This window comes from Helicobacter pylori (assembly GCF_015904775.1).
Classification (GTDB): Bacteria; Campylobacterota; Campylobacteria; order Campylobacterales; family Helicobacteraceae; genus Helicobacter; species Helicobacter pylori_DM.
In genome coordinates, this window is sequence record NZ_JADZNC010000011.1 from 21,656 (window position 1) to 46,523 (window position 24,868).

General features: G+C 39.0%; 17 protein-coding genes and 1 pseudogene. 4 read left to right on the forward strand and 14 right to left on the reverse strand.

Going from position 1 to position 24,868, the window contains the following annotated elements:
* Positions 1 to 6: 6 nt before the first annotated feature.
* From waaA to glyS, 13 genes and pseudogenes are all read right to left on the reverse strand, one after another.
* Positions 7 to 1,188 (reverse strand): lipid IV(A) 3-deoxy-D-manno-octulosonic acid transferase, encoded by a 1,182-nt coding sequence (waaA, locus tag I6852_RS06055; RefSeq protein WP_197291788.1) that lies wholly within the window; start codon positions 1,186 to 1,188, stop codon positions 7 to 9.
* Positions 1,189 to 1,968 (reverse strand): zinc ribbon domain-containing protein, encoded by a 780-nt coding sequence (locus I6852_RS06060; protein ID WP_197291787.1) that lies wholly within the window; start codon positions 1,966 to 1,968, stop codon positions 1,189 to 1,191.
* Positions 1,969 to 1,977: 9 nt separating this feature from the next.
* Positions 1,978 to 2,709 (reverse strand): GTP cyclohydrolase I, encoded by a 732-nt coding sequence (locus I6852_RS06065; protein ID WP_197291786.1) that lies wholly within the window; start codon positions 2,707 to 2,709, stop codon positions 1,978 to 1,980.
* Between the two features lies 1 nt (position 2,710).
* Complete coding sequence (glyQ, locus tag I6852_RS06070; RefSeq protein WP_197291785.1) at positions 2,711 to 3,607, reverse strand: glycine--tRNA ligase subunit alpha; 897 nt, start codon at positions 3,605 to 3,607, stop codon at positions 2,711 to 2,713.
* Positions 3,608 to 3,620: 13 nt separating this feature from the next.
* Positions 3,621 to 4,559, reverse strand: coding sequence for an NAD(P)H-dependent glycerol-3-phosphate dehydrogenase (locus I6852_RS06075; protein WP_079357176.1), 939 nt, complete (start codon positions 4,557 to 4,559; stop codon positions 3,621 to 3,623).
* A 131-nt stretch (positions 4,560 to 4,690) separates the two neighbouring features.
* A pseudogene (gene acpP, locus I6852_RS06080) lies at positions 4,691 to 6,559 on the reverse strand (acyl carrier protein).
* Positions 6,556 to 8,892 carry a dynamin family protein gene (locus I6852_RS06085; protein WP_197291784.1) on the reverse strand — a complete coding sequence of 779 codons (2,337 nt, stop codon included), beginning with the start codon at positions 8,890 to 8,892 and terminating at the stop codon, positions 6,556 to 6,558. The pseudogene acpP and the gene I6852_RS06085 overlap by 4 nt, the downstream one beginning before the upstream one ends.
* A gap of 2 nt (positions 8,893 to 8,894) precedes the next feature.
* Positions 8,895 to 10,541, reverse strand: coding sequence for a dynamin-like GTPase family protein (locus tag I6852_RS06090; RefSeq protein ID WP_197291783.1), 1,647 nt, complete (start codon positions 10,539 to 10,541; stop codon positions 8,895 to 8,897).
* A 531-nt stretch (positions 10,542 to 11,072) separates the two neighbouring features.
* On the reverse strand, positions 11,073 to 11,354 hold the full coding sequence (locus I6852_RS06095; protein ID WP_000880322.1) for a DUF3240 family protein: 282 nt from the start codon (positions 11,352 to 11,354) through the stop codon (positions 11,073 to 11,075).
* A 10-nt stretch (positions 11,355 to 11,364) separates the two neighbouring features.
* On the reverse strand, positions 11,365 to 14,424 hold the full coding sequence (locus I6852_RS06100) for an efflux RND transporter permease subunit (RefSeq protein ID WP_197291801.1): 3,060 nt from the start codon (positions 14,422 to 14,424) through the stop codon (positions 11,365 to 11,367).
* Positions 14,424 to 15,488, reverse strand: coding sequence for an efflux RND transporter periplasmic adaptor subunit (locus I6852_RS06105; protein WP_197291782.1), 1,065 nt, complete (start codon positions 15,486 to 15,488; stop codon positions 14,424 to 14,426). Before I6852_RS06105 ends, I6852_RS06100 begins: the two co-directional genes overlap by 1 nt.
* Positions 15,485 to 16,780 (reverse strand): TolC family protein, encoded by a 1,296-nt coding sequence (locus I6852_RS06110; protein ID WP_197291781.1) that lies wholly within the window; start codon positions 16,778 to 16,780, stop codon positions 15,485 to 15,487. The genes I6852_RS06105 and I6852_RS06110 overlap by 4 nt, the downstream gene beginning before the upstream one ends.
* Complete coding sequence (glyS, locus tag I6852_RS06115; protein WP_197291780.1) at positions 16,770 to 18,875, reverse strand: glycine--tRNA ligase subunit beta; 2,106 nt, start codon at positions 18,873 to 18,875, stop codon at positions 16,770 to 16,772. Before glyS ends, I6852_RS06110 begins: the two co-directional genes overlap by 11 nt.
* Before the next feature lie 112 nt (positions 18,876 to 18,987).
* Here glyS and I6852_RS06120 point away from each other — a divergent pair, with 112 nt between their 5' ends.
* The 3 genes from I6852_RS06120 to gatC are packed head-to-tail and all read left to right on the forward strand — an operon-like array spanning position 18,988 to position 21,854.
* The gene (locus I6852_RS06120; RefSeq protein WP_197291806.1) at positions 18,988 to 20,070 is read left to right on the forward strand and encodes a hypothetical protein; all 1,083 of its coding nucleotides are present in this window, start codon (positions 18,988 to 18,990) and stop codon (positions 20,068 to 20,070) included.
* Positions 20,071 to 20,082: 12 nt separating this feature from the next.
* Complete coding sequence (gpmI, locus tag I6852_RS06125) at positions 20,083 to 21,558, forward strand: 2,3-bisphosphoglycerate-independent phosphoglycerate mutase (RefSeq protein ID WP_197291779.1); 1,476 nt, start codon at positions 20,083 to 20,085, stop codon at positions 21,556 to 21,558.
* A gap of 14 nt (positions 21,559 to 21,572) precedes the next feature.
* Positions 21,573 to 21,854 carry an Asp-tRNA(Asn)/Glu-tRNA(Gln) amidotransferase subunit GatC gene (gene gatC, locus I6852_RS06130; protein ID WP_197291778.1) on the forward strand — a complete coding sequence of 94 codons (282 nt, stop codon included), beginning with the start codon at positions 21,573 to 21,575 and terminating at the stop codon, positions 21,852 to 21,854.
* 105 nt (positions 21,855 to 21,959) lie between these two features.
* Here the strand turns inward: gatC and I6852_RS06135 are convergent, their stop codons facing one another.
* The gene (locus I6852_RS06135; protein ID WP_197291777.1) at positions 21,960 to 23,270 is read right to left on the reverse strand and encodes an adenosylmethionine--8-amino-7-oxononanoate transaminase; all 1,311 of its coding nucleotides are present in this window, start codon (positions 23,268 to 23,270) and stop codon (positions 21,960 to 21,962) included.
* A gap of 129 nt (positions 23,271 to 23,399) precedes the next feature.
* Here I6852_RS06135 and I6852_RS06140 point away from each other — a divergent pair, with 129 nt between their 5' ends.
* Positions 23,400 to 24,863, forward strand: coding sequence for a peptidylprolyl isomerase (locus I6852_RS06140; RefSeq protein WP_197291776.1), 1,464 nt, complete (start codon positions 23,400 to 23,402; stop codon positions 24,861 to 24,863).
* Positions 24,864 to 24,868 lie beyond the last annotated feature (5 nt).

Consider the following 24,868-nt stretch of genomic DNA (forward strand, 5'->3'; position numbering starts at 1 on the left):
TCCTTTTTAATGTTTAATGAAGGCGAGCAATTCGTTTAGATCATGCCCGTTTTCTAAAAAACGCGCCACGCCTAAATTTTTGTAATCTAAAAGAGCGCTTAACAAATCCTCTTTTGGAACGATTTTATAAGGCTTGACTAACTCAAACAACGCTACTTGGTTGAAAAGATGCTCCCCTGTGATTAGGCGTACATTAAAAAACGCCGGCTCTAAAGGGTTATGTCCCCCCATTTTGACAAACGAACCCCCTAAAATGACAATATCTGCGATCGCATAGAAGTTATTCAATTCCCCCAAGCTATCCACTAACAAAATATCGCATTCCACAAAACCCTTTGAAGAAAAACACTCCCAACTAAAAGGCGTCGTTTTTAAAATATCTTGCAACAAATTCCGCACGCTTTTAAAACGCTCGGGGTGGCGCGGCACAACAAAAAGTCTTGCGTTTTTAAAAGTCTTTTTCAATTCTAAAAACGCTTTTAACCCTAATTCCTCTTCGCCCTCATGCGTGCTGGCTAAAACAATATTTAAAGCGCTTGGGTTTTTAGGGTAAAACGAAGTGATCACAGGCTTTGAAAAACGCTTGATATTCAAAAAATCCACCACTTTTTTAGCCCCTAGATTCAACAAACGTTTTTGATCGTCCTTGCTTTGCGCTAAAATCAAATCAATGCGTTTGAATAAAAGCGTATAAAAGAAAGAAAAACGCTGATACTTAGGGTAAGAGCGAACGCTGATCCTAGCGTTAATGAGCATGGTTTTTGCCCCTAATTTTTGAGCCGTATCAAACGCGTTAAACCACAATTCCGCTTCTGTAACCACCAAAGTTTTTAAGCGTTTTAAGTTTTTTTTCCATGCAAATAATAGAGTTTCAAAAGGCAGGTAACGCACTTCTATATGTTCCAAATGCTGATAAGTTTGAGCGGCTAATTCAAAGCCGGTATTAGTGGTAACGCTGATTAAAATCGGCTCTTTTAAAGCTTGAATGATTGGCTCTAAGGATTTGATCTCCCCATAAGAGCATGCATGGAACCAAAAAGTTGGCTCGCTTTTTAAAAAATTGTCTTTGAGAAAAAAACGAGCCTTTAAAGAATGGCGGTATTTTTCTTTAAAACTCAAAAGCAAGATGAAAGGCGCACCAAAAAGATGCCCCAAAGTTAACAATAAAAGGTAGAAAAACTTAAACAATCAAACTAATTCTTGGCTTTCTTCTTGACTTTCTTTTGGTTGGCTTTCTTTTGGAGGTTGAACGCTGTTTTCATACGCGCCCTCAGCGTATAAAATACGCCCGCAATACGGGCAAGTGATCATGTCCCCACTCGTTAGCACTTCGGTATAAATCTTATCGTTTAGTCTAATAAAACAACCCCCACAAGCCTGTTTTTTGATCGTTACAATGCTCGTGTTTTTCGCCCATCTCCTAATCCTTTCATAAAAGCTATAGATTTTAGGCTCGGTTTTTTCCACTAATTCTTCTTTCTTTTTGAAGATGATCTGTTGGGTTTCTTTGATGTTTTTGACTTCGTTTTCCACTAAGTTTTCCAATTCCAGCGCTAATTTTTCAAGCTCTAGCATTTCTTTTTTCAAATCCTCTTGTTTTTCGCTTTTGCGCTTGATTTCATTTTGCAAGTTTTCAATTTCTCTGTTGGCTTGGTTGGAGCGTTCTTTAGCAATATCTTCTTCAATGTTTAAAGAGCGCAATTCCCTTTCGGATTTGATCTCGCTCATTTTCTTTTGAATGCTAGCGATTTTAGCGTTCGTGTCTTGTAGGGTTTGCTCGTTTTTAGAAACCTGTAATTTTAGGGCTAATTTTTCCTCTTCTAAATTCAAAATCGCTTTATTTTTAGCTTCTTTATCATTCAAAGCCTTATCCAAGTCTTTCCGTTTTTCTCTGATCAACGGCTCTAAGGAGTCAATTTCTTTATCCAAATGCGAAATTTCAATCAATTGTTTGAGGTGGGTGTTCATCGCTTTCCTTTAAATGATTTGCAAGGGGTTTTTAAAATTCTCTATTGTAACCAAATAATTAAAAGAATGCAAAATTTCAGCCACAATGAGTGCAAAACCCCTTTCGCTATAATAATGCGTGGCGTCAATCAAGCTTATCCCTAAAGATTGAGCGATCATAGCGTCATGGTATTTCACATCGCCTGTAATCAAACAGCTTTGCGCTTTTAAAGAAGAAAACATGGACGCCCCCGATCCGCACACAAACGCTAAATCTTTAATCATTTGAGAACTTTTGACACACGCTAAGGATCCCACCCCTAAAGAAGATTTAATCCTTTCTACAAGCGCATCAAATTCTATATTAGCGTTTTCTTTCACTAACATAAGGCCTTTTTCCATCAAGCCATCAAACCCTAAAAGCGCGTGCGCGAAATGCTTGTTTAAATGCGTTTTGTCAAAATTCGTGTGCATGCTGATGACTGAAATGTTTTTTTGGATTAAGATTTTTAAAATATTCCCCGGATAAGCCTCATAATTTAGCGTTTTTAAGGGCTTGAAAATTAAAGGGTGGTGCGTGATGATTAGGGCGTTTTTGGGAGCGTTTAGAGCGATTTGAAGCGTGATTTCTAAGCATGCGATAATCTCGCTAAACTCGCTATTTTCACTCCCCACATTCAACCCGCTATTATCCCACAATTCTTGGAGTTCAAAAGGCGAAAGGCGGTTCAAAATTTCCAACACTTCCTTAACTAACGCCATTTTAAGCCTTTGTTAAAGCTTTTTTTAAACGCTCTTCTCTTTCTTCTTCTTGCTCTTTGTAAAGAAGCGCGCACCCTTTGGCTAAATCCCTGATTTGTAAAATATAATTTTGCCTTTCAGCCACCGAAATCGCTTTTCTAGCGTCTAAAATATTGAAAAAATGCGAGCATAGCATCACAAAATCATAAGCCGGCAAGGGGAGCTTGTTTTTTAAGCAATGCAAGGCTTCGGCTTGGGCGTTTTTAAACATTTCTAATAGCCTTGTTACGCTCGCTATTTCAAAATGATACTTGCTGAATTCGTATTCGCTTTCTAAATGCACTTGCATATAACGCACGCTTTCATTATCCTTTTTATCCCATTCAATCTCTAGGATATTTTCCACTTTTTGGACATACATCGCCAATCTTTCTAAGCCGTAAGTGATCTCCACTGGGATAGGGCTGCAAGGAATGCCCCCCACTTGCTGGAAATAAGTGAATTGCGTAACCTCCATGCCATCAAGCCACACTTCCCAGCCAAGCCCCCATGCCCCTAAAGTCGGACTCTCCCAATTGTCTTCTACAAATCGTATATCATGCTCATTAAGGTTTATCCCTAACACTTCCAAGCTTTTTAAATAGAGTTCCTGGATATTAGAAGGGCTAGGCTTGATGACCACCTGAAATTGGTAATAACTCCCCAAGCGGTTAGGGTTTTCCCCATAGCGCCCATCAGTAGGCCTTCTAGAGGGCGCGACATACGCCACATTCCACGGCTTTTTATCCAAACTCCTTAAAAGCGTTGCCGGATGAAATGTCCCGGCTCCTGCAGGAATATCATAAGGCTGGATCACCAAACAGCCTTGATTCTTCCAATACTCTTGTAATTTTAATAATAAACTTGAAAAATCTTGCATGCTCTCTTTCCTTTTAAGCGCGTCTGATCAAATCGTTCATGCTCTCTAGCACACTCTTACCCTTTAAAAGCAAGGCTAGTTCGCTCGCAATGGGCGTATAAATGCCGTATTTTCTAGCGATTTCCACAATGGCGTTGGTCGTTTTCACCCCTTCAGCCACTTCGCCCAATTCTTCTAAAACCACCTCTAAAGGCTTGTTTTGGGCTAGCCCCAAGCCCACACGATAATTCCTAGATAAAATAGAATTAGCGGTTAAAAACAAATCCCCAGCCCCAGAAAGCCCTAAAAAAGTCTCTGTCTTGCCCCCAAAGAACGCCCCAAAGCGTTGCATTTCCACTAAACCCCTAGACAATAAACTCGCTTTAGCGCTATTGCCTAATTTCAAGCCATCACAAACCCCCCCCGCAATGGCTATCACGTTTTTATACGCGCCGGCGATTTCACCCCCTATGATGTCTTGTTGGGCGTAGGCTCTGATAAAAGAGGGGGTTTTATTGGCAAATTCTAGCGCTAAAGCCTGATTATTAGAATGAATGACTAGCGCGCAAGGCAGGCCCTGAACGATTTCAGCCGCAAAACTCGGCCCCGCTAAAAAACACAAAGAATTAGGATCGATAAAATCCTTTGCGATCTCGCTCACAAACGCCCTGTTTAAAACCTCTATCCCTTTAGAAGCGATTAAAACCTTAGCGTTTTTGGGTAAAGAAGCGTTTTGGAACCATTCCCTTAAATGCTGCACGCTAATAGCGATGACATAGAGCACTGCTTTTAGGCCTCTTTGTAAATCCACTTGCTCTATGGGGGCAGAACCTTTAGAAATCAAGGCGTCATTGAGCTTTTTTAGAGGCTCGTTTAAATCCCGCCTTGAAATGATTTTGACTTCATTCTTTTCTCCAAAAGCAAAGGCTAAAGCTCTCCCCCACGCCCCGCCACCAAATACTGCAATTTCCATTAAATTCCTAATCTCATTGATTGTAAAACTCACCATTTTACAATAATAAGTTTAAAATAGCCCTTACATTCAAAACGCTGTCTTTGATTAAAACATATACATATTAAATAATATTTTAAAATTAAAAAGCGTTAAATTAGTTGTTTCTCAATATATCTCATTACATCGCCCACATTGACGATTTTTTCCGCTTGCTCATCAGGAATCTCAATGCCAAACCTTTCTTCTAACGCCATGATCAATTCCATAATATCTAAAGAGTCCACACCCAAATCCTTCACAAATTTCGCTTCTGGCGTAACTTGTGATACATCTATGTTCAACTGATCAGCAATAACTGCCCGAATAGTTTCAAATAAATTCGTATCATTCGTATTGAAAGCTTTATTGTTATTTTGTTAATTTTTTGATCGCCTCCACTCCCGCAAATCGTTTTGAAGCTCCTCATCGTTTAAAGACTCTTGATAGTCATTGTTCTCTTCTTCTTTAAATTCTCTAAGCCTTTGTAGATTTTTTAAAGAATAATCTAGTTGGAGTAACTCATTGCATTTATCTAAATTATCTCTAATTTCTTGGATTTATTCTTCACTCAATTCATACCAATCTAAATGAAACATGCACCAGTCCCTGAAATACAGCACCATTTCTTTGATTTCTTCAAATTCCCTGTAGTTTGCTTCGTCATCCTCTTCGTCGTCGTTTTGTTCTTTGTATTTTTCAAAAGTGAAAGCGCTCACGCGATCAAAAACCTTATCAATGCTTTCCTTAAATAAGCTGATCACTTCGTTCAATTGCGCTAAACTCTCTCTTTTGGATTCTTCTTTCTCAGAAAATTCTTTTTTGAGCGAATGAATTTTATTAAAGGTAGCATCGTTGAAATCATCAAAGCCTTTTTGCATCAAATCCAATTTGACAGAATGCAAAGCCTTTTGGTAGCGTTTGAATTGGCTAGCGTCTTGCTCAATAGCCTTTTCATACATGGAATGCACCTCGTATAAATACCCTAAAATTTCGTTTTGTTTCTCGCTCCTTTGATTTAACTTCATTAGAAATTCCTCAAGCGAGTTAAAAACATGGCTTTTTTCGCTGAACTCTTTAATTTCTTGATACCTTGTAGAGCTATAAGCGCCAATCCCTAAAAACTCAATGCCATGATCTTTTAAAGTTTCTCTAATTTGTTTAGCGACTACTTCTAATTGGCTTTTGGTGCGCCTATCAGCCCTACTCAATACGATAAAAACCTGCTTGCCTTCTTCGTATAATTCTTGCAAAAACTCTAAATCATCGCTTTCAATGCCCCCACGCTCGCAACTAATAAGCCATAAAATGTGTTTGGCGTGCTTTAGGGATTCTTTAGAGGCTTCTTTGTCCCCACCCGTATAGCCTTGATTGCCGGGGTTATAGCCAGGCGTGTCTATGAAGCATAAAAATTCAAAAGGCACGCTAGGAGCGCTTAAGAGCATGAAAGGCATGATCTCTTTCAAATTAAAGCCAAGGGATTTTAAAAACTGATGGTCAAAAGCGAGATGTGGTAATTCCACCATGCCCCCATTTTGAGAAAACCCCATTAAAACCTCTTTTTTACCCTTTAAGCAATAAGTGGGGATAGCTGTGGTGGGATCTATGTCTTCAGGGAGTTTTAATTTCAAGCCCAACAAGTTGTTTAAAAAAGTGGATTTGCCCGCGCTAAACCCTCCCCCCACCGCAACGATGGTTTTTTGGAACAAACTAGGGTAGCTCGCCACTAATTGCAATTCTTTTTGGATTTCTTGGAGCGTCAGTAACGCTATTTCCTTTTCTTTGAGCGAATCCACGCCGCTAGCGAACTCTAAAAACTCGTTGTCTAAGACGCTCTGGTATTCTTCTAGCCCTTCATTGTTTGTTTTAGCGTTTAAAATACGAGCGATCAAATCGTAGCGCTCCTCTAAGCCCTCTGTATTGTGGTGGTTTTCAGCCTTGCTATTGTTATTAAAAATGCCCTTAAAAAAATTAATACTCATTGGATCCACTTTAAAGCTTGGATTTTTGCGTCTAATTGAGCGATGGATTGTTCTTTGTTTTGCGCTTGATGTTGCAAGTTTTGCATGTTTTCTTTAAGTTTTTGAAGCGTATCGCTGGCGAAGTTTTGCCTTTCTAAAGCCTCTCTTAAACCTTGGATATAGCCTTTCACATCTTGTTTAGCCTCAGCTTCAAAATTCCTCACATAATTCCCCACGCTTTGTATGAAAGCATTAGCTTTATCGCCTTTTAAAAAGCCCGTTTTCCCCCTTATCTCGCCAGGAAGCTTATCAGCATAATCAAACTCTTTAAATTCAATGGAATCTAAAACAGCATCCACGCTTCTTTTGAAAGCCACCTCATCAATCAAATCATCAGAGATGATTTCGCGCAATTGCTTAAAGACTTTAGCGTAGAGTTCTTTTTTGAAAACGACTTTAAAAGAATTAGCGCTGTCATTCAAAGCGCTTTCACAGCGTTCATGCATCTCTGTCAAATAGTCAAGCACCGCTCCGGCTTTAATGACTGCTCTTGTGCGTTCTACTTCATCATAGCCCGCATCATCATCAGCCCAAAACAAAAAATTCCTTTTAAAGCTCCCCCAAGCACCGCCTTGCTTCACTCTTTCAGTGTAACGCTCTTCTTCCTCTTCTTCTCTAGAGCGCGTTTTAGCCGTTTGGATAGCTTTCTTCAATGTTTCTTCCAAGCCAGCTCTAATCTTGTTGATGAAATGCAGGATAAATTCTTCATACGCTTCCCTAAATTTCATTTCAATGTTACCAGAGAGTTTTTGATAAGCCTCTATTTGCTTTTTAATAACGCCCATATCAGCGTTTTTAACCCTCTTTTTTTCTTCTTCCAGGTCTTGCAACAACTGCGCTATGAATTTATGGAGGTTGTTGGCTTGGCTCTGTGCATAACCTTGCAATTTTTGAGGAATGATTTTTTCTTTCTCTTTTGCGGCTTTTTCTAAACGCTCTTCAATCGCGCCCATATTGCTTAAAAATAGTAAGCTTTCTTTAGACTTGTCATCGCTACTAAAAGCGTCAGGGTAAGAATCTTTTAAATTCCGTAAGGCGTTGTGATACTCTTCTGTTTTTTGGCTTCTTTCCCAAGAAGCTTGGTTATTAAAATCTTTGTGCATGCTAAAGCAAACCCCTGAAGCCAAAATGACGCCATTTTTGATTGCTTTTTCAAAAACCTTTCGTTGGTTAGGGTAGTTTTGAATCAACGCTCCCATGATATTATTTAATTGAGATGAAAGGGATTTTTGCGCGTTTTCTAAGGCTGTAGGGAGGTGTTGGTTGGATTTTTCCACTTCACTCATAGAAAGAACGGCGCTGTCGGCTTGGCTTGCCACGAAATAAATTTCTTGAAGGCCTTCTTTATTAGAAACCCTGTCAAACAAATCCATATCGCTATCCGTTAAAAACTGATTAGAAGGGCTTATGATAAACACCACATCGCAATCTTTCAATAAGGCTTTGGTGCGTGCCTCTCTTGAGACAACCGGATCGTTCACACCCGGGGTGTCAATCACTTCCAAATCTTTAAGATTGGGGTTATTCAAAGAAATTTGCACCGCTTTAGTGTAGGGCATATACTTCCCGTCCGCGCCCACGAACTGGAGCAATTTTTGATTCAGCTCTTGTAAGCTGTTGGCTTGAATGCGCGGATCTAAGTTTTTCGTGTTGAGCAAACCGCTTTTTTTCATTTTTTCGCATTGATCGTATGATGAAACGAGTTTTTCGTCCCCTTTTAATTTATCTTTAGCGATCCTTTCAGCCCTTTTTACTATTTCTTCATCGCTTAAAACCCTCTCTTTGGGCACTGCTTCAGGGTTTTTGTTTCTGCTAAGCTTGTTGCTAAGACTCTTAATTCCCTCTTTAGCCCTATTTGCCAAGCTCTGTTTTTCTTTTTGTTTTTTGATTTCTTCTTCAACAATCCTGTTAAACTCCCTTACATACCTTTCATGTTCGTTTTCAAGCTCTGCAATATCCTTTGGGCTATAAAACTCCACTTCAGCGCTCAGATTTTGAGCGTATTTTAAAATGGTAAGGCTAGCGGTCATGGGCGTTGCCGCTTTGGGTAAAACCTCTACACCCTCAAAAATCAAAGCGTTTAAGAGCGAGCTTTTACCCGCTTTCACGCGCCCGATGATACCGACTTTAAGATCCCTATCTTCAGCCTGCATTTCTTTTAGCGTTTTCTCTAACTCTTCGGTTTTGATCACAGCGTTATCGCTCATAAAAGGCATCGCTTTTTCTTGTAAGCCTTGTTCTTTTAGCGTTTTTTCAATTAAAGCGCTTTTTTGAATGAGTTCTTGAGCGTTCATTATTAATCCTTTAAATATTGTTGTTCTAGATCGCTTAAAGCGTTGATCTTGTTTTCTAAGATTTGTTTTTGTGCTTCTAGATCGTTTAGGTGTTTTTCTTTTTCCTTTTGAGCGAGCGCGATTTCTTGTTTTTTATGCGTGATTTCTAATTCGCACCGATCTTTTAAACCTTTTAGGGAATTTTCCAAGCATTCATTAAACAAGCCCGGTAAAACTTTTTTAAGATTGTATTGAACCTCTGGTATCACTTTTGCTCCAATCAGATTTTCTAATTTCGCCCGCTCTTTTTCCTCGTTTCTAAAGAATGAAGCGATGATATTGGGCAACAATGTCAATAAATCTTTTAAAAGAGGTTTTAACCCTTGCAAAATCAGCGCGAAGGGCCTTGTAACCGGGTTTTTGGCTAAAATCACGCTTAAGGCGTTGATCCCTAGTTCAAGGCTATGCTCTAAATTTACAGAAAAACCGCTAGAAAGCTGCGTGTTGTTCAAGCTTGCAAATTCTGCACAAAAATCTTTTGAAAAAGAAAGGTTGATCTTTTCAATCTCTAATTTAGCGTTTTTGATCAAGCTTTGTTGCATGATGCTTTCTATTTCGCTATTGAACTCGTTAGGCTTGTTGATTAAAGAGGCTAAATAGGATTTTTGCTCCCTGACCTCTTCTACCACTTTTTTAACCACAGAATTTACAGCCACGCTAGAATATTTTTCTTCTAAATTAGCCCTTAATTTTTCATAGGTTTTTTCAATGTCTTTAACGCTCAAATCCAAAGCTTGTATTTCTTCTAAAGCCTTTTCTTTAGAGTAATCAAAGCTTTTAATCACGCTTTTTAGGCTATTTTGTAACTGGGAATTTAAAAACTTCAATCGTTTCAAATACAAAGCGCTAAAAAGCTTTTCAGCGTCTATTTTATCCGCTACCTCTAAAAGAGCGTTATTGTCTTTATTGGAATAAATAAGATGCGTTGTCAAATCAAGGTGATCTTGGATTTGATCTTGAATGTAGCGAGAGATTTCTCCCACTTGCGAGGGCGTTCTTAAATTCGTTTTACTCAAAATAAAGCTAAGGCCTTTGTCAAACTCTAAAAGGTTTTTTAATTCCCTAACCATGCGTTTAGTAAGGTTACCCTCTTCTACGCTTGCAAGAATGACAAAATGCACGCCCCTTTCCAAATATTCCAAAATGGCATGGGTGTGGCTTGAAATGGGGCTATCAAACCCTGGCATATCCACAAACACTAAAGGAGCGCTGTTTTTCAAAGCTTCATTATTCAAATAAACCTTAAGGTAGGAATACTTCGTGGCATTGTCTTTAATCGCCTCAAAACTTTGCTCATTCAGTTCAAAACTCTCTGTTTTTTCATCATTGTTTGAAAAAGCCTCTATGCGTTCATTAGCGCTATAATGTAATTCAGTGGCTAAAGAAGTCTCTGGCGTGATACCGGTAGGCAAAACGCTACTGCCTAAAAAGCGGTTTAATAGCGTGCTTTTGCCTGCACTAAAATTCCCCACAACGGGTATCACAAGCTGTTGTTTTTGAACGCTTGCTAAAAGAGTAGAGCATTCTGTTTTATCGATCTCCACTTCTTTTAAAACTTCTAAAACCTGTTCTAAAAACTCCACGAAATTCGTTTGCGTGCGTAAAATCATTACCAATCCTTTAAAATTAAAAATTAAAATCTAAATCAGACGCAAAAATCCCTAAAATATGAATAGGGTTTATATGGGTATGGGTTTATATGGGGGTGAAAAGATAAAGCGGCTGACTAGAGAGAGAGCGAATTTTTAAGAATAACAACCATTACAAACTCCTAGCACCATTTAATGGCTCTCATTATACTCAATTTTGATACTCTATTCAAGGTTCTTTTTATTAATCAAAAACTCGTTTTTTCTTTCATTTTGATATGGTCAAACTTCTTTCCTTAAGGGGATGAGGGGGGATTTTGCGATAACCCCCCCCTTAACCCCCTTAAAAACCCCCTATCCCCCAAGACCGCTTAAAGAATTATCGCTTGATTAACATCAAGCTCTTTTGATATTTGATTGCAAAAAATGCTTCAAGCATTTTTATTGCCTTACATTTTATTTGATTGTAGAAATTTTTTATAAAGCCCGATTTCTTTCTTTTTAGCTCAAACCCTTCCCCCACTTTAAGAAACTATCGCTTAAACAAGTATTCTACAACCCATGCGTTTGAGAATAAAACAATTTCATTTCTTTAGAAGCGAACTGATTTTTTAGTGCTTTTGCTAGAGGTAAAGCGACTTCCTCGCTTAAAAAAAGCTTGAATTTAGCGTAGTCTTTACGCCCGCTCACCTGCTCTTTTTGGCTTAAAAGCAGCGAAGAAGCGGCGTATTTATAGCATTCCACATAAAAAAAATCATCAAAGCCTTTTTCAAATAAATAATCTATTAAAGCATCTTTCAAGCAAATATCAATATAAATTTCTAAAGCGAGCATGTGAAATCCCTTAATTGATTTTAATCTTTTTAGCGATGAGCATGAACATGGGCGGCAGTAAGAGTAAGGTTAGAGCGCTTGAGGTAACCAAACCTCCAAGCACCACGATCGCTAAAGGTTTTTGGACTTCGGATCCCACGCTATGAGAAAATAATAAAGGTATCAAACCCAAACCGGCAATGCAAGCGGTCATTAAAACCGGCCTCAAACGCCTTTTAGCGCCCAATAAAACGCATTCTTCTACGCTTTTTCCTTGCAAGAGAAGCTCTTTAAAATAGCCTATCATCACCACGCCGTTTAAAACCGCAATCCCAAAAAGAGCGATAAAGCCCACGCTCGCTGGCACTGAAATATATTCCCCTACCACAAACAACGCAATAAGCCCTCCGGTAACCGCAAAAGGGATATTCAAAAGAATGAGCAAAGCTAAAGGAATGCTTTTAAAAGTGAAAAAAAGGATGAAAAAAATCGCTAAGATGCTTAAAGGGATAACGGTGGAGAGCCTTTTATTGGCCCGTTGCTGGTTTTCAAACTGCCCCCCATAAGTGATATAGTAGCTAGGAGGGAGCTTGACATTTTGAGCGATGACTTTTTTAGCCTCTTCTACGAAAGAGTTTAAATCGCGCCCCACCACATTACTGCGAACCACGCTCATGCGCCTTGAATTTTCGCGCACGATAGAAACAGGGCCATCCACTTCTTCAATTTTGGCGATAGAAGTGATAGGCACTAAAACGCCATATTTTGAAGTCAAGGCCAAACTTTTAATCTTTGTGATAGAGCTTGCAAAATCGCTCTCTTGGCGGATCATCACTGGCGTGCGTGAAATCCCTGTAGGGATCACATCCACGATCAAACCCTCTAAAGCGGATTTTAAAAACTTGGAAAATTCATCGCTAGTGATCCCCACATCCGCCATCGATTCTTTATTGGGCGTTACATACAAGTAATTCACGCCCTCATTAAGCGTGGTTAAAACTTCACTAGATCCTTTAATCCCTTTTAAAACTTGCGCAATTTGAAAACTCAACTCGTTTAAGGTGCTAATATCATCTCCAAAAATCTTAACCGCTAAATCCCCCCTAACCCCTGTAAGCATTTCAGAAATCCTCATTTCAATGGGTTGGGTGAAAGAAAAGTTAATCCCCTTAAAGTCTTTTAAAGAATCCATGATTTTTTCTAACAATTTGTCTTTATTTTTCACGCTCCATTCTTTTTTAGGAATAAAGGAAATAAAAGTATCGGTTTGATTCAATCCCCCCAAATCCAGCCCCAATTCATCGCTCCCTGTGCGCGCGACAATGCTTTTAACTTCCTTGACATGCTTTTTAATCGCGCTTTCAATGTTTAACATGAGATCTTTGGATTGATCTAAGGAAATAGAAGGGGTGGTTTCCACGCTCAAAACCACATCGCCCTCATCTAAAGCGGGCATGAAATTCTTCCCCACAAAAGGGAATAAAGAAAGGCTTGCGATCAAAAACACAAACGCTCCTAAAATCACTTTTTTAGGGTTACGCACAAAAAAATCCAATAAAGGGGCATAGATTCTGTTTAAAAATCTCGTTAAAAAGGTTTCGCTATGGGGCGTGGCTTTTAAGACAAGAGAGCTCACTACAGGAATGATAGTGATAGATAACACTAAAGTGCCTAAAAGCGCATACACAATGCTTTGCGCTAAAGGCCTAAACATCTTGCCCTCTAACCCCTGCAAGGTTAAAATCGGCACAAAAAACACCATAATAATCACCACCCCGCTCACCACTGAAACAGCGATTTCTTTACAAGAGCGATAGATCGCATGGAGTTTAGTGGTTTTAGTGTTAGCGCTCAATTTTTCAAAAGCGTTTTCCACCACCACCACGGCTGAGTCAATGAGCATCCCTATAGCGATAATCAGCCCCCCCAAACTCATCAAATTTAAAGTCAAATTATTGAGCTTGATAAAAATAAACGCCACGGACAAGCTTAAGGGTAAAATCACCCCCACAGCCACGCTCGCCCTCAAATTCCCTAAAAATAAAAAAAGCGTGATGATGATTAAAACAACGGCTTCAATGAGGGTTTTAGAAACGGTGGCAATGGCTTTTTGCGTGAATTCTGAGCGATCATAAAAAACATTAATGGACACGCCATTCGGTAAAAAAGGTTTTAATTCTTCTAGTTTTTGATACACTTGAGTGATGATTTCTTTGGTGTTAGCGTCTTTTAAAGAAAGCACTAATCCTTCTGTGGTCTCGCCCACGCCATCTTTAGTGACAAACCCTAATCGGGTGCGAGACTGGCTGATGACTTTCGCAAAATCCTTAATGTGCAAATGCCCTAAATTCGTGGAAACGGTGATTTTGCCAATGTCTTCTAAACTCAAAGAAGCGGTTTGGATTTTGACTAAAAAAGTCTCGCCATCCCTATCCACACGCCCCGCTCCGCTGTTTCTTAAATTCACTCTCACAGCCGATTCTAAATCAGAAATACTCACCCCAAGCCTTGCCATGTCATTAAAATCCGGCACGATCACAAACGCTTTACTAAAGCCTCCAATAGAATTGACATCCGCCACGCCGCTAATCATTCTTAATTGCGGGCGGATCACAAAGTCTAAAAGCTGTCGTTTTTCTATTTCGGTGATATTGCCATCAATGGTGAACATAAAAATGTCCGATAAGGGCGTAACAATGGGTGCCATGCCCCCTTCAACCCCAACGGGTAAATCTTTCATCACGCTGCTCAAGCGTTCATTAACAATATTCCTCGCTAAATAAATATCCACGCTGTCATCAAAATCTATCGTGATGTCTGAAATAGAATATTTTGAAACGCTCCTTAAAGATTTTTGCCCTTTCAAGCCTAAAAGCTCTAATTCTAAAGGGCGCACGATGTTATTTTCCATTTCTTCAGGGCTAGAGCCGGGGAGTTTTAAAATGATTTTAACTTGAGTGGGCGAAATATCCGGGAAAGCGTCTACTGGAGTGTGGATAAAACTATAAGTCCCAAAAAACAAAACAAGAATCGCACCAACAATCACGATCACTCTTTGGCGTAAGGAAAATTCAATAATGGAAGCGAGCATCATTCTTCCCCTAGATTGTTGATCATGCCTTTTAACCCTATCAATGACCCCACTGCCACGCTGTCATTGGGGTGTAAATTTTGAGCGTTCACGATAAAAATCTTGCTGCGCTCTTCTAAAACTTGAACCACCACAGGCCTAAAACCTTTAGGCGTTCTCACAAACACCAGGTAATCCTTCCCGTTTCTGATTAAAGCGTTTGAAGGGATTAAAACGGAGTCTTTGGGTTGAGAGCCTTGAATATACATTTCTACCATTTCCCCCACATGGTAATTGCCCTCATCTAATAAAGCGGTGGCTAAAATCGTGTTAGAGCCTTTATCTAACACCACCGAAACGCTTTGGATCTTTCCGATTTTTTCCCCCTCTTCATTATAGACCGGCGAATCCCTTTTAATGGATTTAGAAACGCCTACAGGCAATTTGATTTGAGCGATCAAATCATCGCTTTTTGAAATACGCACATAACTAGTGAAAGCCAAAATCTTCTCGCCCACATTTTTAGGCGCTAACGCTAAAAGACCGCCATCTCTAGCCACAATCCTAAAACCATACTGCCCTTTAGGGTTTTTAGGATCCACGCCAAAGCTTTTAAAAGTGGATTCTAGTTGATTGACTTTTAAGCCCATTTCTTCACTGGTTAGAAAGCTCGTTTGATACTCCCTTTTAGGGATCACCCCGGCCCTATAAAGCTCTAAATCTTTTTTAGTAATATCTTTAGCGATTTTTAATTTATTTTGGTTGTTTTGCAATTCAAAATACAAATTGCTCAAATCAATAGAGCTCACTTCACAGATCGCATCTCCAGCCTTCACCTGCTCGCCCTCTCTTTTATAAACCGCAACCACAGACGCATCAAAGCTCAAGCTCTGCACCACAGAACTCTTACTATCAAAATCAATATAAGCGTTAAAAGGAAGCCCTTTACTGAAAATCTCTTTATCTAATTTAACCACCTTTAACCCCATGGGTTGCAAGTTTTTTTCTTCTAAAACAATTTCTGGATACTCTTTAGCTTCCAAAAAAACGCCCATTAACATAAGCCACCATAACGCCCGCTTCAATGCAATTCTCCTAATCTGGTCAAGCTCTCCCCTAAAGTCTCTTCTAAAAGCGCGCTAATATCAATGTATTCGATCTTAGCTTCCGCTAGAGTGATGAGAGCGTCCATGTAAGAATTTTGATAAATCAAGTATTCAAAAAGCCCGATTTTTTGGGCTTCATAAGCGATGCGCCCCATTTCCATCAAACGCTTCTTATTGGCAATGGCTTCTTTTTGGGTTTCAATGTATGCTTCTTTGGTTTTGAGCTGGTTTAAGTAGGAGTTGGCGTTAATTCTAATGTTTCGCTTCATCACTTCATTTTGCGCGAGCGTCCCGCTTTGCAAATCCAAGAATTTACGCTTTTGATAGATATTTTTAGGCGTTACCGGCAAAGGGATACGCACTTCCACAGAAAGGTTAGTGGAAGAGTTATAGCTTTCAGAGCCAATCCCAAACTCAAATGCATTAAACACATCTCTATTAGCCAATTTCGCATTCACCTGATAATCTTTAGCCGTCAAATCCAAAATATCCACATACAACGAGCGATCCAATTTAAACTTTAAAGCTTCAGGTTCTAAGCGCACGTATTCAAAATCCAAACCGATCACCTTGACATCATGCAAATGGTCTAAATAAGTGTCAAAATGCGCCCCCTCTTTGACCGGCTCCACAATCGCTAGCATCGTGTCTAGCATCTTTTCTAAATCTATGAGTTTAGTTTCCACATTGGTTTTAGCGAGTTTGGATTCCAAATAAGAATTATTAAAGTTGATATAATCTTTTTCGCTCATGCTGCCGGCTTTAACTTTTTCTTTAGCGATTTTGAGCTGCGAATAAAAGTTCGCTTCTCGTTGCACATACACCTGATACTTTTCCTTAGTCATCACATAAGTCAAATAAAGGCGTTTAGCGCCAATAAAAGCGAGATTTTTACTCAATTGATAACTTTTATCGTATTGAATGGTTTTAATAGAAAGGCTTTTGGATAAAAGCGAACTCACCCATGGGAGCTTGGGTCTTACTATTAAAAGGGTTCTGGGCTGCGCTTCTATAATGCCTTGGAAGTTTTTCACCATAGAAGTTTCATTATCAATATAGGGAAAATCCCAAGCATTCACGGAGCGTTGCTCATTCAAACGGCTTTTAAAATCGGCTTTTTTGCCGATCAACTCCATAGAATTGGTTTCCACTTCTTTAAAAAACTCTTGTAGGGTAAAGGTTTTCGCATCAAGCATGCCCACACCGCTTATTAAAAAAGCTACCCCCAAACAAAAACGCCGGACTTTGCGTTTGACAGAATTAAATCGCAATTTCTTTAATATCCCCAATTTCTAAGAAACTTTGATACACATCCCATAGGAAATTTTTACGATTTTTTTGGATTTCTATGTCTTTATCCATGACCAGCACGCTTTTAAAATATTCTTCTAAAGGCGCATGCAAACTGAAATAAGCCTCTATTTTGCTATCCAAACTCTCAAAAGCGCTCGTTTTGATCGCATTGAACGCTTCAAAAAGGGCATGCTCTTGCGATTCTTTAAAAAGATGGGTAGAAAACTCGCTTGACTCGTTAGGGTTTCTGTCTTTATTGATATTGGCTAGGCGTTTGAAAGCGCTAAAAAGCAACTCTTTTTTTTGAGCGTTCTTGGGATCGTCCAAAAAGCGTTTTAAGGCCTTGACTTTTTGAATGATTTTAACGATGTCTCGCTCGTTGGTGTTTAACACGCTTCTTATAATAGAGGGGTTGCAATCTATTAAATTATTAAAGCGCTCCAGTAAAAACTTTTCTAAAATTTCTAAATCAAAGCTTTGATAAACGCCCACTTTTTGAAAGAGGTTTTTTAAATCCACTTTCAAATCAAATTCTAACCCATAATGCGCGATGATTTTCAATAGCCCAAAACTCAAACGCCTTAAAGCAAAAGGATCTTTAGATCCGCTAGGGATTTTACCCACGCTAAAAAGAGAAAACAAGCTGTCTAATTTCAAGCTCAAAGCCACGATCGCGCTAGAAACACTAGAGGGCAAGGGAGCGTTTTCGCTTGCGGGCAAATACTGCTCTTTCACACTCAAAGCGACTAACTCGTTTTCGTTTTGTTTTAGAGCGTAGTAATAGCCCATGATCCCTTGAAGTTCGCTAAATTCATACACCACTTCACTGAGTAAATCCGCCTTAGCGATTTGAACGGCTCGGCTAATTAACTCAAGGGCTTTTTCTAAAGGCATGTTTAAAGATGAAATATATTTTTGCGTCAAATATTGAGCGATGATTGATTCGCGCTCCATTTTATCTTTTAAAGTCCCTAAACCTTGCACAAAAACCACGCTCTCTAAAGGGGCGTTATCTAAAGGCTTTTTGAGATCGTTTTCATAAAAGAAAACCGCATCGCTCAAACGGGCTTTTAAAACCTTTTGATTGCCTGCAATGATTTTTTGCTTGTCTTTATTGATAGCGTTACTCACCACAATAAAGCCGTTGTGTAATGTTGGGCTTTCTTCTTGGCTTTTTTGACAAAAGGTTGCAAAATAGCGCTGGTTTTCTTTCATGGAAGTAATGATGATTTCACTGGGTAATTTTAAAAACGCCCTGTCAAACTCCCCTAAAAGCGCGCTGGGGTATTCCGTGATCGCTACAACTTCATCTAATAAATCCCTATCTATTTCTACGCTAATGCGATGCTTTGTTTCTAGCTCTTTAATTTCTTGTAAGATTTTAGCTTCGCGCTTTTTAGGGTCTAAAATGACATGGTTTTTTTCTAAAACTTCAAAATAGGCTTTAGGGCTATCCACCTGGATAAAATCAAAACCCTCTTGTCGGTGCGCTTTGGTGGCTTGTTTGGTTTTAAAACCATACCCTTTAACTTCAATATCGTTAAAATTTTCCCCATTAAACAACACGCAAATATTATGAATGGGTCTGATAAAGCTTTTTTCCACATTGCCCCAACGCATAGACTTCCCAAAATTCAAACCCTCTAAAAACTCTAACACAATGGGCATGATTAAATCTTTTGTAGGCTCTTTCGCATGGATTTTAGCGTGATAAAGCACTTCTTTATTGTTTTTAAACGCTGTTTGGAAATGCTGGTGATCCTTTAGTCCTAATTTTTGATAAAACCCTAAACCTAGAGCGTTCAACCCTTGCGTTTTATCTTGATTGTTGCATGCGATTTTAACGGGAGGCCCAAAAAATTCCTCTTTAGTTTCTTGAGTTAAAAGGGGAAAGCCTTTAACGAACAAACACAAGCGCCTAGGGGTGTAAAAAACCTCTATAGTTCCCACTTCTAAAGCGCGTTTTTGAAAAAGAGCGTGGAGTTTTTTAGGCATTTCTTTATATTCATTCAATAACGCTTGCGCGGGCAATTCTTCAACTAAAATCTCTACTAACAATTCATCTGAATGCAAAATCTCAATTCTCCCTAAAAAACAAAATCACTTTTAAGACTAAATCATGTTAGAATTATACTTGAATTTATTTTTAGTTTAGTTTATTTTTTAAATACAAAAGGTAGGCGTTTTGAAACATTTAACCCCACTCACTCACACCCTTTTTAAAGCCTTATGGCTAGGCACGGTCTTAAGCGCATCTTTAAGCTTAGTTGCAGCAGAAAGCCCCACTAAAACAGAGCCTAAGCCCGCTAAGGGGGTTAAAAACAAGCCCAAATCGCCCGTTACTAAAGTCATGATGACCAATTGCGATAATCTTAAAGATTTTAACGCTAAGCAAAAAGAAGTTTTAAAAGCCGCCTATCAATTCGGCTCTAAAGAAAATTTAGGCTATGAAATGGCAGGCATTGCATGGAAAGAATCATGCGCAGGGGTTTATAAAATCAATTTTTCCGATCCGAGTGCGGGCATTTACCATGCGTATATCCCTAGCGTTCTAAAAAGCTATGGGCATAATGATAGCCCCTTTTTGCGTAATGTGATGGGGGAATTGCTCATTAAAGACGATGCGTTTGCTTCTGAAGTGGCTTTAAAAGAGTTGCTCTATTGGAAAACACGCTACCATGACAATCTAAAAGACATGATTAAATCTTACAACAAGGGCAGTCGTTGGGAAAAAAACGAAAAATCTAACGCTGATGCTGAAAAATATTATGAAGAGATACAAGACAAGATCAGGCGTTTGAAAGAATCTAAAATCTTTGATTCTTACTCTAACAACGAAGAAGCCTTGCAAAAAAGCGCTAATAGCAACCTAGATTTAGACCCTATCGGCAACGCCATGCCTCAAACTTTAGCCGCCCAAAAATCTCAAATAGAAAAATCTCAAACAGAGGAAACCCAAGCAGAGAAATCCCAAGAAATGAAAGAGACAACTAGCGAGCAAATAACCAACAAGCCAGAAAAAGCAAAAGATAAACCCATGTATTTGGCTCAAATCAACAGTGCTGATTTCACACCCGCTAAAAAACGCTCTCAAAAACCGGCTAAAGTGAGTCCAAAACGCTTCTCTAAAAATAATATAAATAATATTAAAAGCCACGCTAAAACCGCTTCCAAAAATTCCAAAAAACAAGAAGTGTGCAAAAATTGCTCTCCAGGGCAAAGGAATGCGATTTTAGCCAACCACATTACCCTCATGCAAGAGCTTTAAAAAGTCTTAAAAATGGCGCAAAAAACTCTTTTGATTATCACTGATGGCATCGGATATTATAAAGATAGCGACTATAACGCATTCTTTCATGCTAAAAAACCCACTTATGACTTGATGTTTAAAACCTTGCCTTATAGCTTGATTGATACGCATGGCTTGAGCGTGGGCTTACCTAAGGGGCAAATGGGAAACTCTGAAGTGGGGCATATGTGCATTGGGGCTGGTAGGGTGCTTTATCAGGATTTAGTCAAAATTTCTTTAAGCCTTCAAAACGATGACTTAAAAAACAACCCCGCTTTTTTAAACACGATCCAAAAAAGCCCTGTGGTGCATCTTATGGGTTTGATGAGCGATGGGGGCGTGCATTCACACATTGAGCATTTTATCGCTCTGGCTTTAGAGTGTGAAAAATCCCATAAAAAAGTCTTTCTGCATTTAATCACCGATGGGCGCGATGTCGCTCCTAAAAGCGCTTTAACTTATTTAAAACAAATGCAAAATATCTGCAATGAAAACATTCAAATCGCTACCATAGGTGGCCGTTTTTATGCGATGGATAGGGATAATCGCTTTGAAAGGATTGAGCTTGCGTATCATAGCTTAATGGGGCTTAATCACACGCCTTTAAGCCCTAGCGAATATATCCAAAGCCAATACGATAAAAATATCACTGATGAATTTATCATGCCCGCTTGTTTTAAAGATTATTGCGGCATGCAAGATGATGAAAGCTTTATTTTTATCAATTTCAGGAATGATAGGGCTAGAGAAATCGTGAGCGCTTTAGGTCAAAAGGAATTTAGCGGCTTTAAACGCCAAGCTTTTAAAAAACTCCATATCGCTACCATGACGCCTTATGACAACACTTTCCCCTACCCTGTTTTATTCCCTAAAGAAAGCGTTCAAAACACGCTCGCTGAAGTGGTGTCTCAACACAACCTAACCCAAAGCCATATCGCTGAAACTGAAAAATACGCGCATGTAACCTTTTTCATTAATGGCGGAGTGGAGACGCCTTTTAAAAATGAAAACCGGGTGCTTATCCAAAGCCCTAAAGTTACCACTTATGATTTAAAGCCTGAAATGAGCGCTAAAGAAGTAACCCTTGCGGTGTTAGAGCAAATGAGATTAGGCACGGATTTGATCATTGTGAATTTTGCCAATGGCGACATGGTGGGGCATACAGGGAATTTTGAAGCGAGTATTAAAGCGGTAGAAGCGGTGGATGCATGCTTAGGAGAGATCCTTTCACTGGCTAAAGAATTGGATTACGCCATGCTTTTAACAAGCGATCATGGGAATTGCGAACGCATGAAAGATGAAAACCAAAACCCCTTAACCAACCACACCGCCGGGAGCGTGTATTGCTTTGTTTTAGGGAATGGAGTCAAATCCATAAAAAACGGAGCCTTGAACAATATCGCTAGCAGCGTGTTAAAGCTCATGGGCATTAAAGCCCCAGCAACGATGGACGAACCCCTATTTTAAACTAAAGGAAAAGAATGCAAATTGATGACGCATTATTGCAACGCTTAGAAAAATTGAGCATGCTAGAGATTAAAGACGAGCATAAAGAGAGCGTTAAAGGCCATCTAGCGGAGGTTTTAGGCTTTGTAGAAAACATTTTCGCTTTAGAAACTAGTGCGCTAAAAACAGATACAGAACTATGCACCCCTTTAAGAGAAGACGAGCCTAAAAGCCAATCTAACATCGCCAAAGAGATTTTAAGCCACAACAAACACAGCCAGGATCATTACTTCGTTGTGCCTAAAATCATTGAATAGGTTTGATTGAATAGGTTTTATATCAGGTTAAAAACTTGATTTTTAAAATCAAAGAGAAAAAGAGACTATCGCTTGACTAAAATTCAAGCTCTTTACTATTTGTTTTCAGCCTTTTTTTAATTCATCAAGAATTTCCACTAACCCCACAACCGCCTTTGTGATTTCTTCATGCGTGATAATATAAGGGGGCATGAGATAGATCGTGTTGTTTAAGGGGCGCAGTAACAAACCTTTTTTTAGAGCTTTTTTAAAAACCGCCAAACTCAAACGCTCTTTAGTTTGAAGAAAAACTTCAAAGGCAAAGACCATGCCCAAACGCCTTAAATGAGACACCACTTGTTGCTCTATCAAGGGTTTTAACGCATTTTGGAGCGTTCTAAAAATAAACTCGCTTAAAGCCTTGTTTTTTTCAATAACATTTTCTTTTTCAAAAATATCCAGCGTGGCGTTCGCGCATGCGCATGCTAGGGCGTTTCCTGTGTAGCTGTGCGAATGCAAAAACGCTTTATTTTCCTCATAGGGGGCGTAAAATTGGTTATAAATTTCATTGCGGGTTAATAGCGTGCTTAAAGGCAAATATCCCCCACTAATCCCTTTAGACAAGCATAAAAAATCAGGCTCAATTTCGCATTGTTCATAAGCAAACATGCTCCCTGTGCGCCCAAACCCGGTAGCGATTTCATCAAAAATAATGTGGATATTTTTTTGCTTGCATAATAAAACGGCTTGTTTTAAATATTTTGCGCTATAAATATGCATATTCCCTGCGCATTGCAAAAGAGGCTCTGCAATGAAGGCACAAATTTCTCCACCATGTTTATCTAACAAACGCTTTAAAGCGTTCAAACTATTTTCTATTTCATGGTCGTTTTTAGGCACGGGCGTGATGAGATTTTTGAGTAATAAAGGGGTGTAAGTGTCTTTATAAAGTTTCACATCGCCCACGCTTAACGCTCCCAAAGTCTCGCCATGATAGGAATTAGAAAGCGATAAAAAAAGCTTTTTGCGGCGCGTTTGATTCTTTAAAAAATGGGCGTGATAGCTCATTTTTAAAGCGATTTCAATACAAGATGAGCCGTTATCCGCATAAAAGCATTTATCCATATGAGTGAGCTGGCAAAGCCTTTGAGAGAGCGTGATAATGGGCTTATGGCTAAAAGAAGCCAAAAGGACATGCTCTAAATTATCAATTTGATTTTTGAGCTGCTGGCTGATGTAGGCGTTATTATGCCCAAAAAGATTCACCCACCATGAGCTGATCAAATCCATGTAAGCGTTATCATTAAAATCATAGAGGTAAATCCCTTGAGCCTTTTTAATGGGGATAATGGGGAAATTTTGATGCTCTTGCATTTGCGAGCAAGGGTGCCAAAGATACTCCAAATCCAAAGCGGCTAAATTTTCTTGAAAATTCATGTTAAAAACTCTCTATAATAAGGATAATTTTAATAACCTTTGGTTAAAATAAGGTTATTTGATTTTACTATAAGGTTGTTTAAACCTGAATTTCATATTTTTGATTTTTTAAAAGGGATTAGAGTTCTTATGATTGAATGGATGCAAAATCATAGAAAATATTTAGTGGTTACAATATGGATAAGCACGATCGCTTTTATTGCTGCCGGAATGATAGGCTGGGGGCAATACAGCTTTTCTTTAGATAGCGATAGTGCTGCCAAAGTGGGACAGATTAAGATTTCTCAAGAAGAATTAGCCCAAGAATACCGCCGCCTTAAAGACGCATATGCTGAGTCTATCCCTGATTTTAAAGAACTCACTGAAGATCAAATCAAAGCCATGCATTTGGAAAAAAGCGCTCTAGATTCGCTCATCAATCAAGCCTTATTAAGGAATCTCGCTTTAGATTTAGGGCTTGGCGCTACCAAGCAAGAAGTGGCCAAAGAAATCAGAAAAACGAGCGTTTTTCAAAAAGATGGCGTTTTTGATGAAGAATTGTATAAAAATATCTTAAAACAAAGCCATTACCGCCCCAAGCATTTTGAAGAAAGCGTTGAAAGGCTTTTAATCCTTCAAAAAATCAGCACTCTCTTCCCCAAAACCACTACCCCTTTGGAGCAGTCTAGTTTATCGCTTTGGGCAAAATTGCAAGACAAATTAGATATTCTTATCCTAAACCCTAATGATGTTAAAATCTCTCTTAATGAAGAAGAGATGAAAAAATATTACGAGTCTCATAAAAAGGATTTTAAAAAGCCCACAAGCTTTAAAACACGCTCTTTATATTTTGACGCTAGTTTAGAAAAACCTGATTTGAAAGAGTTGGAGGAATACTACCATAAAAACAAGGTGTCTTATTTGGACAAAGAGGGGAAATTGCAGGATTTTAAAAGCGTTCAAGAGCAAGTCAAGCATGATTTAAGCATGCAAAAAGCGAATGAAAAAGCCTTAAGGAGTTATGTCGCTCTAAAAAAAGCGAACGCGCAAAACTACACCACGCAAGATTTTGAAGAAAACAACTCCCCCTATACTGCTGAAATCACGCAAAAACTCGCCGCTCTCAAGCCCCTTGAAATCCTAAAACCAGAGCCTTTTAAAGATGGTTTTATTGTGGTGCAGCTCATCTCTCAGATTAAAGACGAATTGCAGAATTTTGATGAAGCCAAAAGCACTCTTAAAACCCGCCTGACTCAAGAAAAAACCCTTATGGCATTGCAGGCATTGGCTAAAGAAAAGCTTAAGGATTTTAAAGGGAAAAGCGTGGGCTATGTAAGCCCTAATTTTGGAGGCACTATTAGCGAACTTAACCAAGAAGAAAGCACTAAGTTTATCAACACCCTTTTTAACCGCCAGGAAAAAAAGGGGTTTGTAACCATAGGTAATAAAGTGGTGCTTTATCAAATCACAGAGCAAAATTTCAACCACTCCTTTAGTGCAGAAGAAAGCCAGTATATGCAGCGTTTAGTCAATAACACTAAAACGGATTTTTTTGATAAAGCGTTGATAGAAGAATTGAAAAAACGCTATAAGATAGTCAAATACATTCAATAAATGCA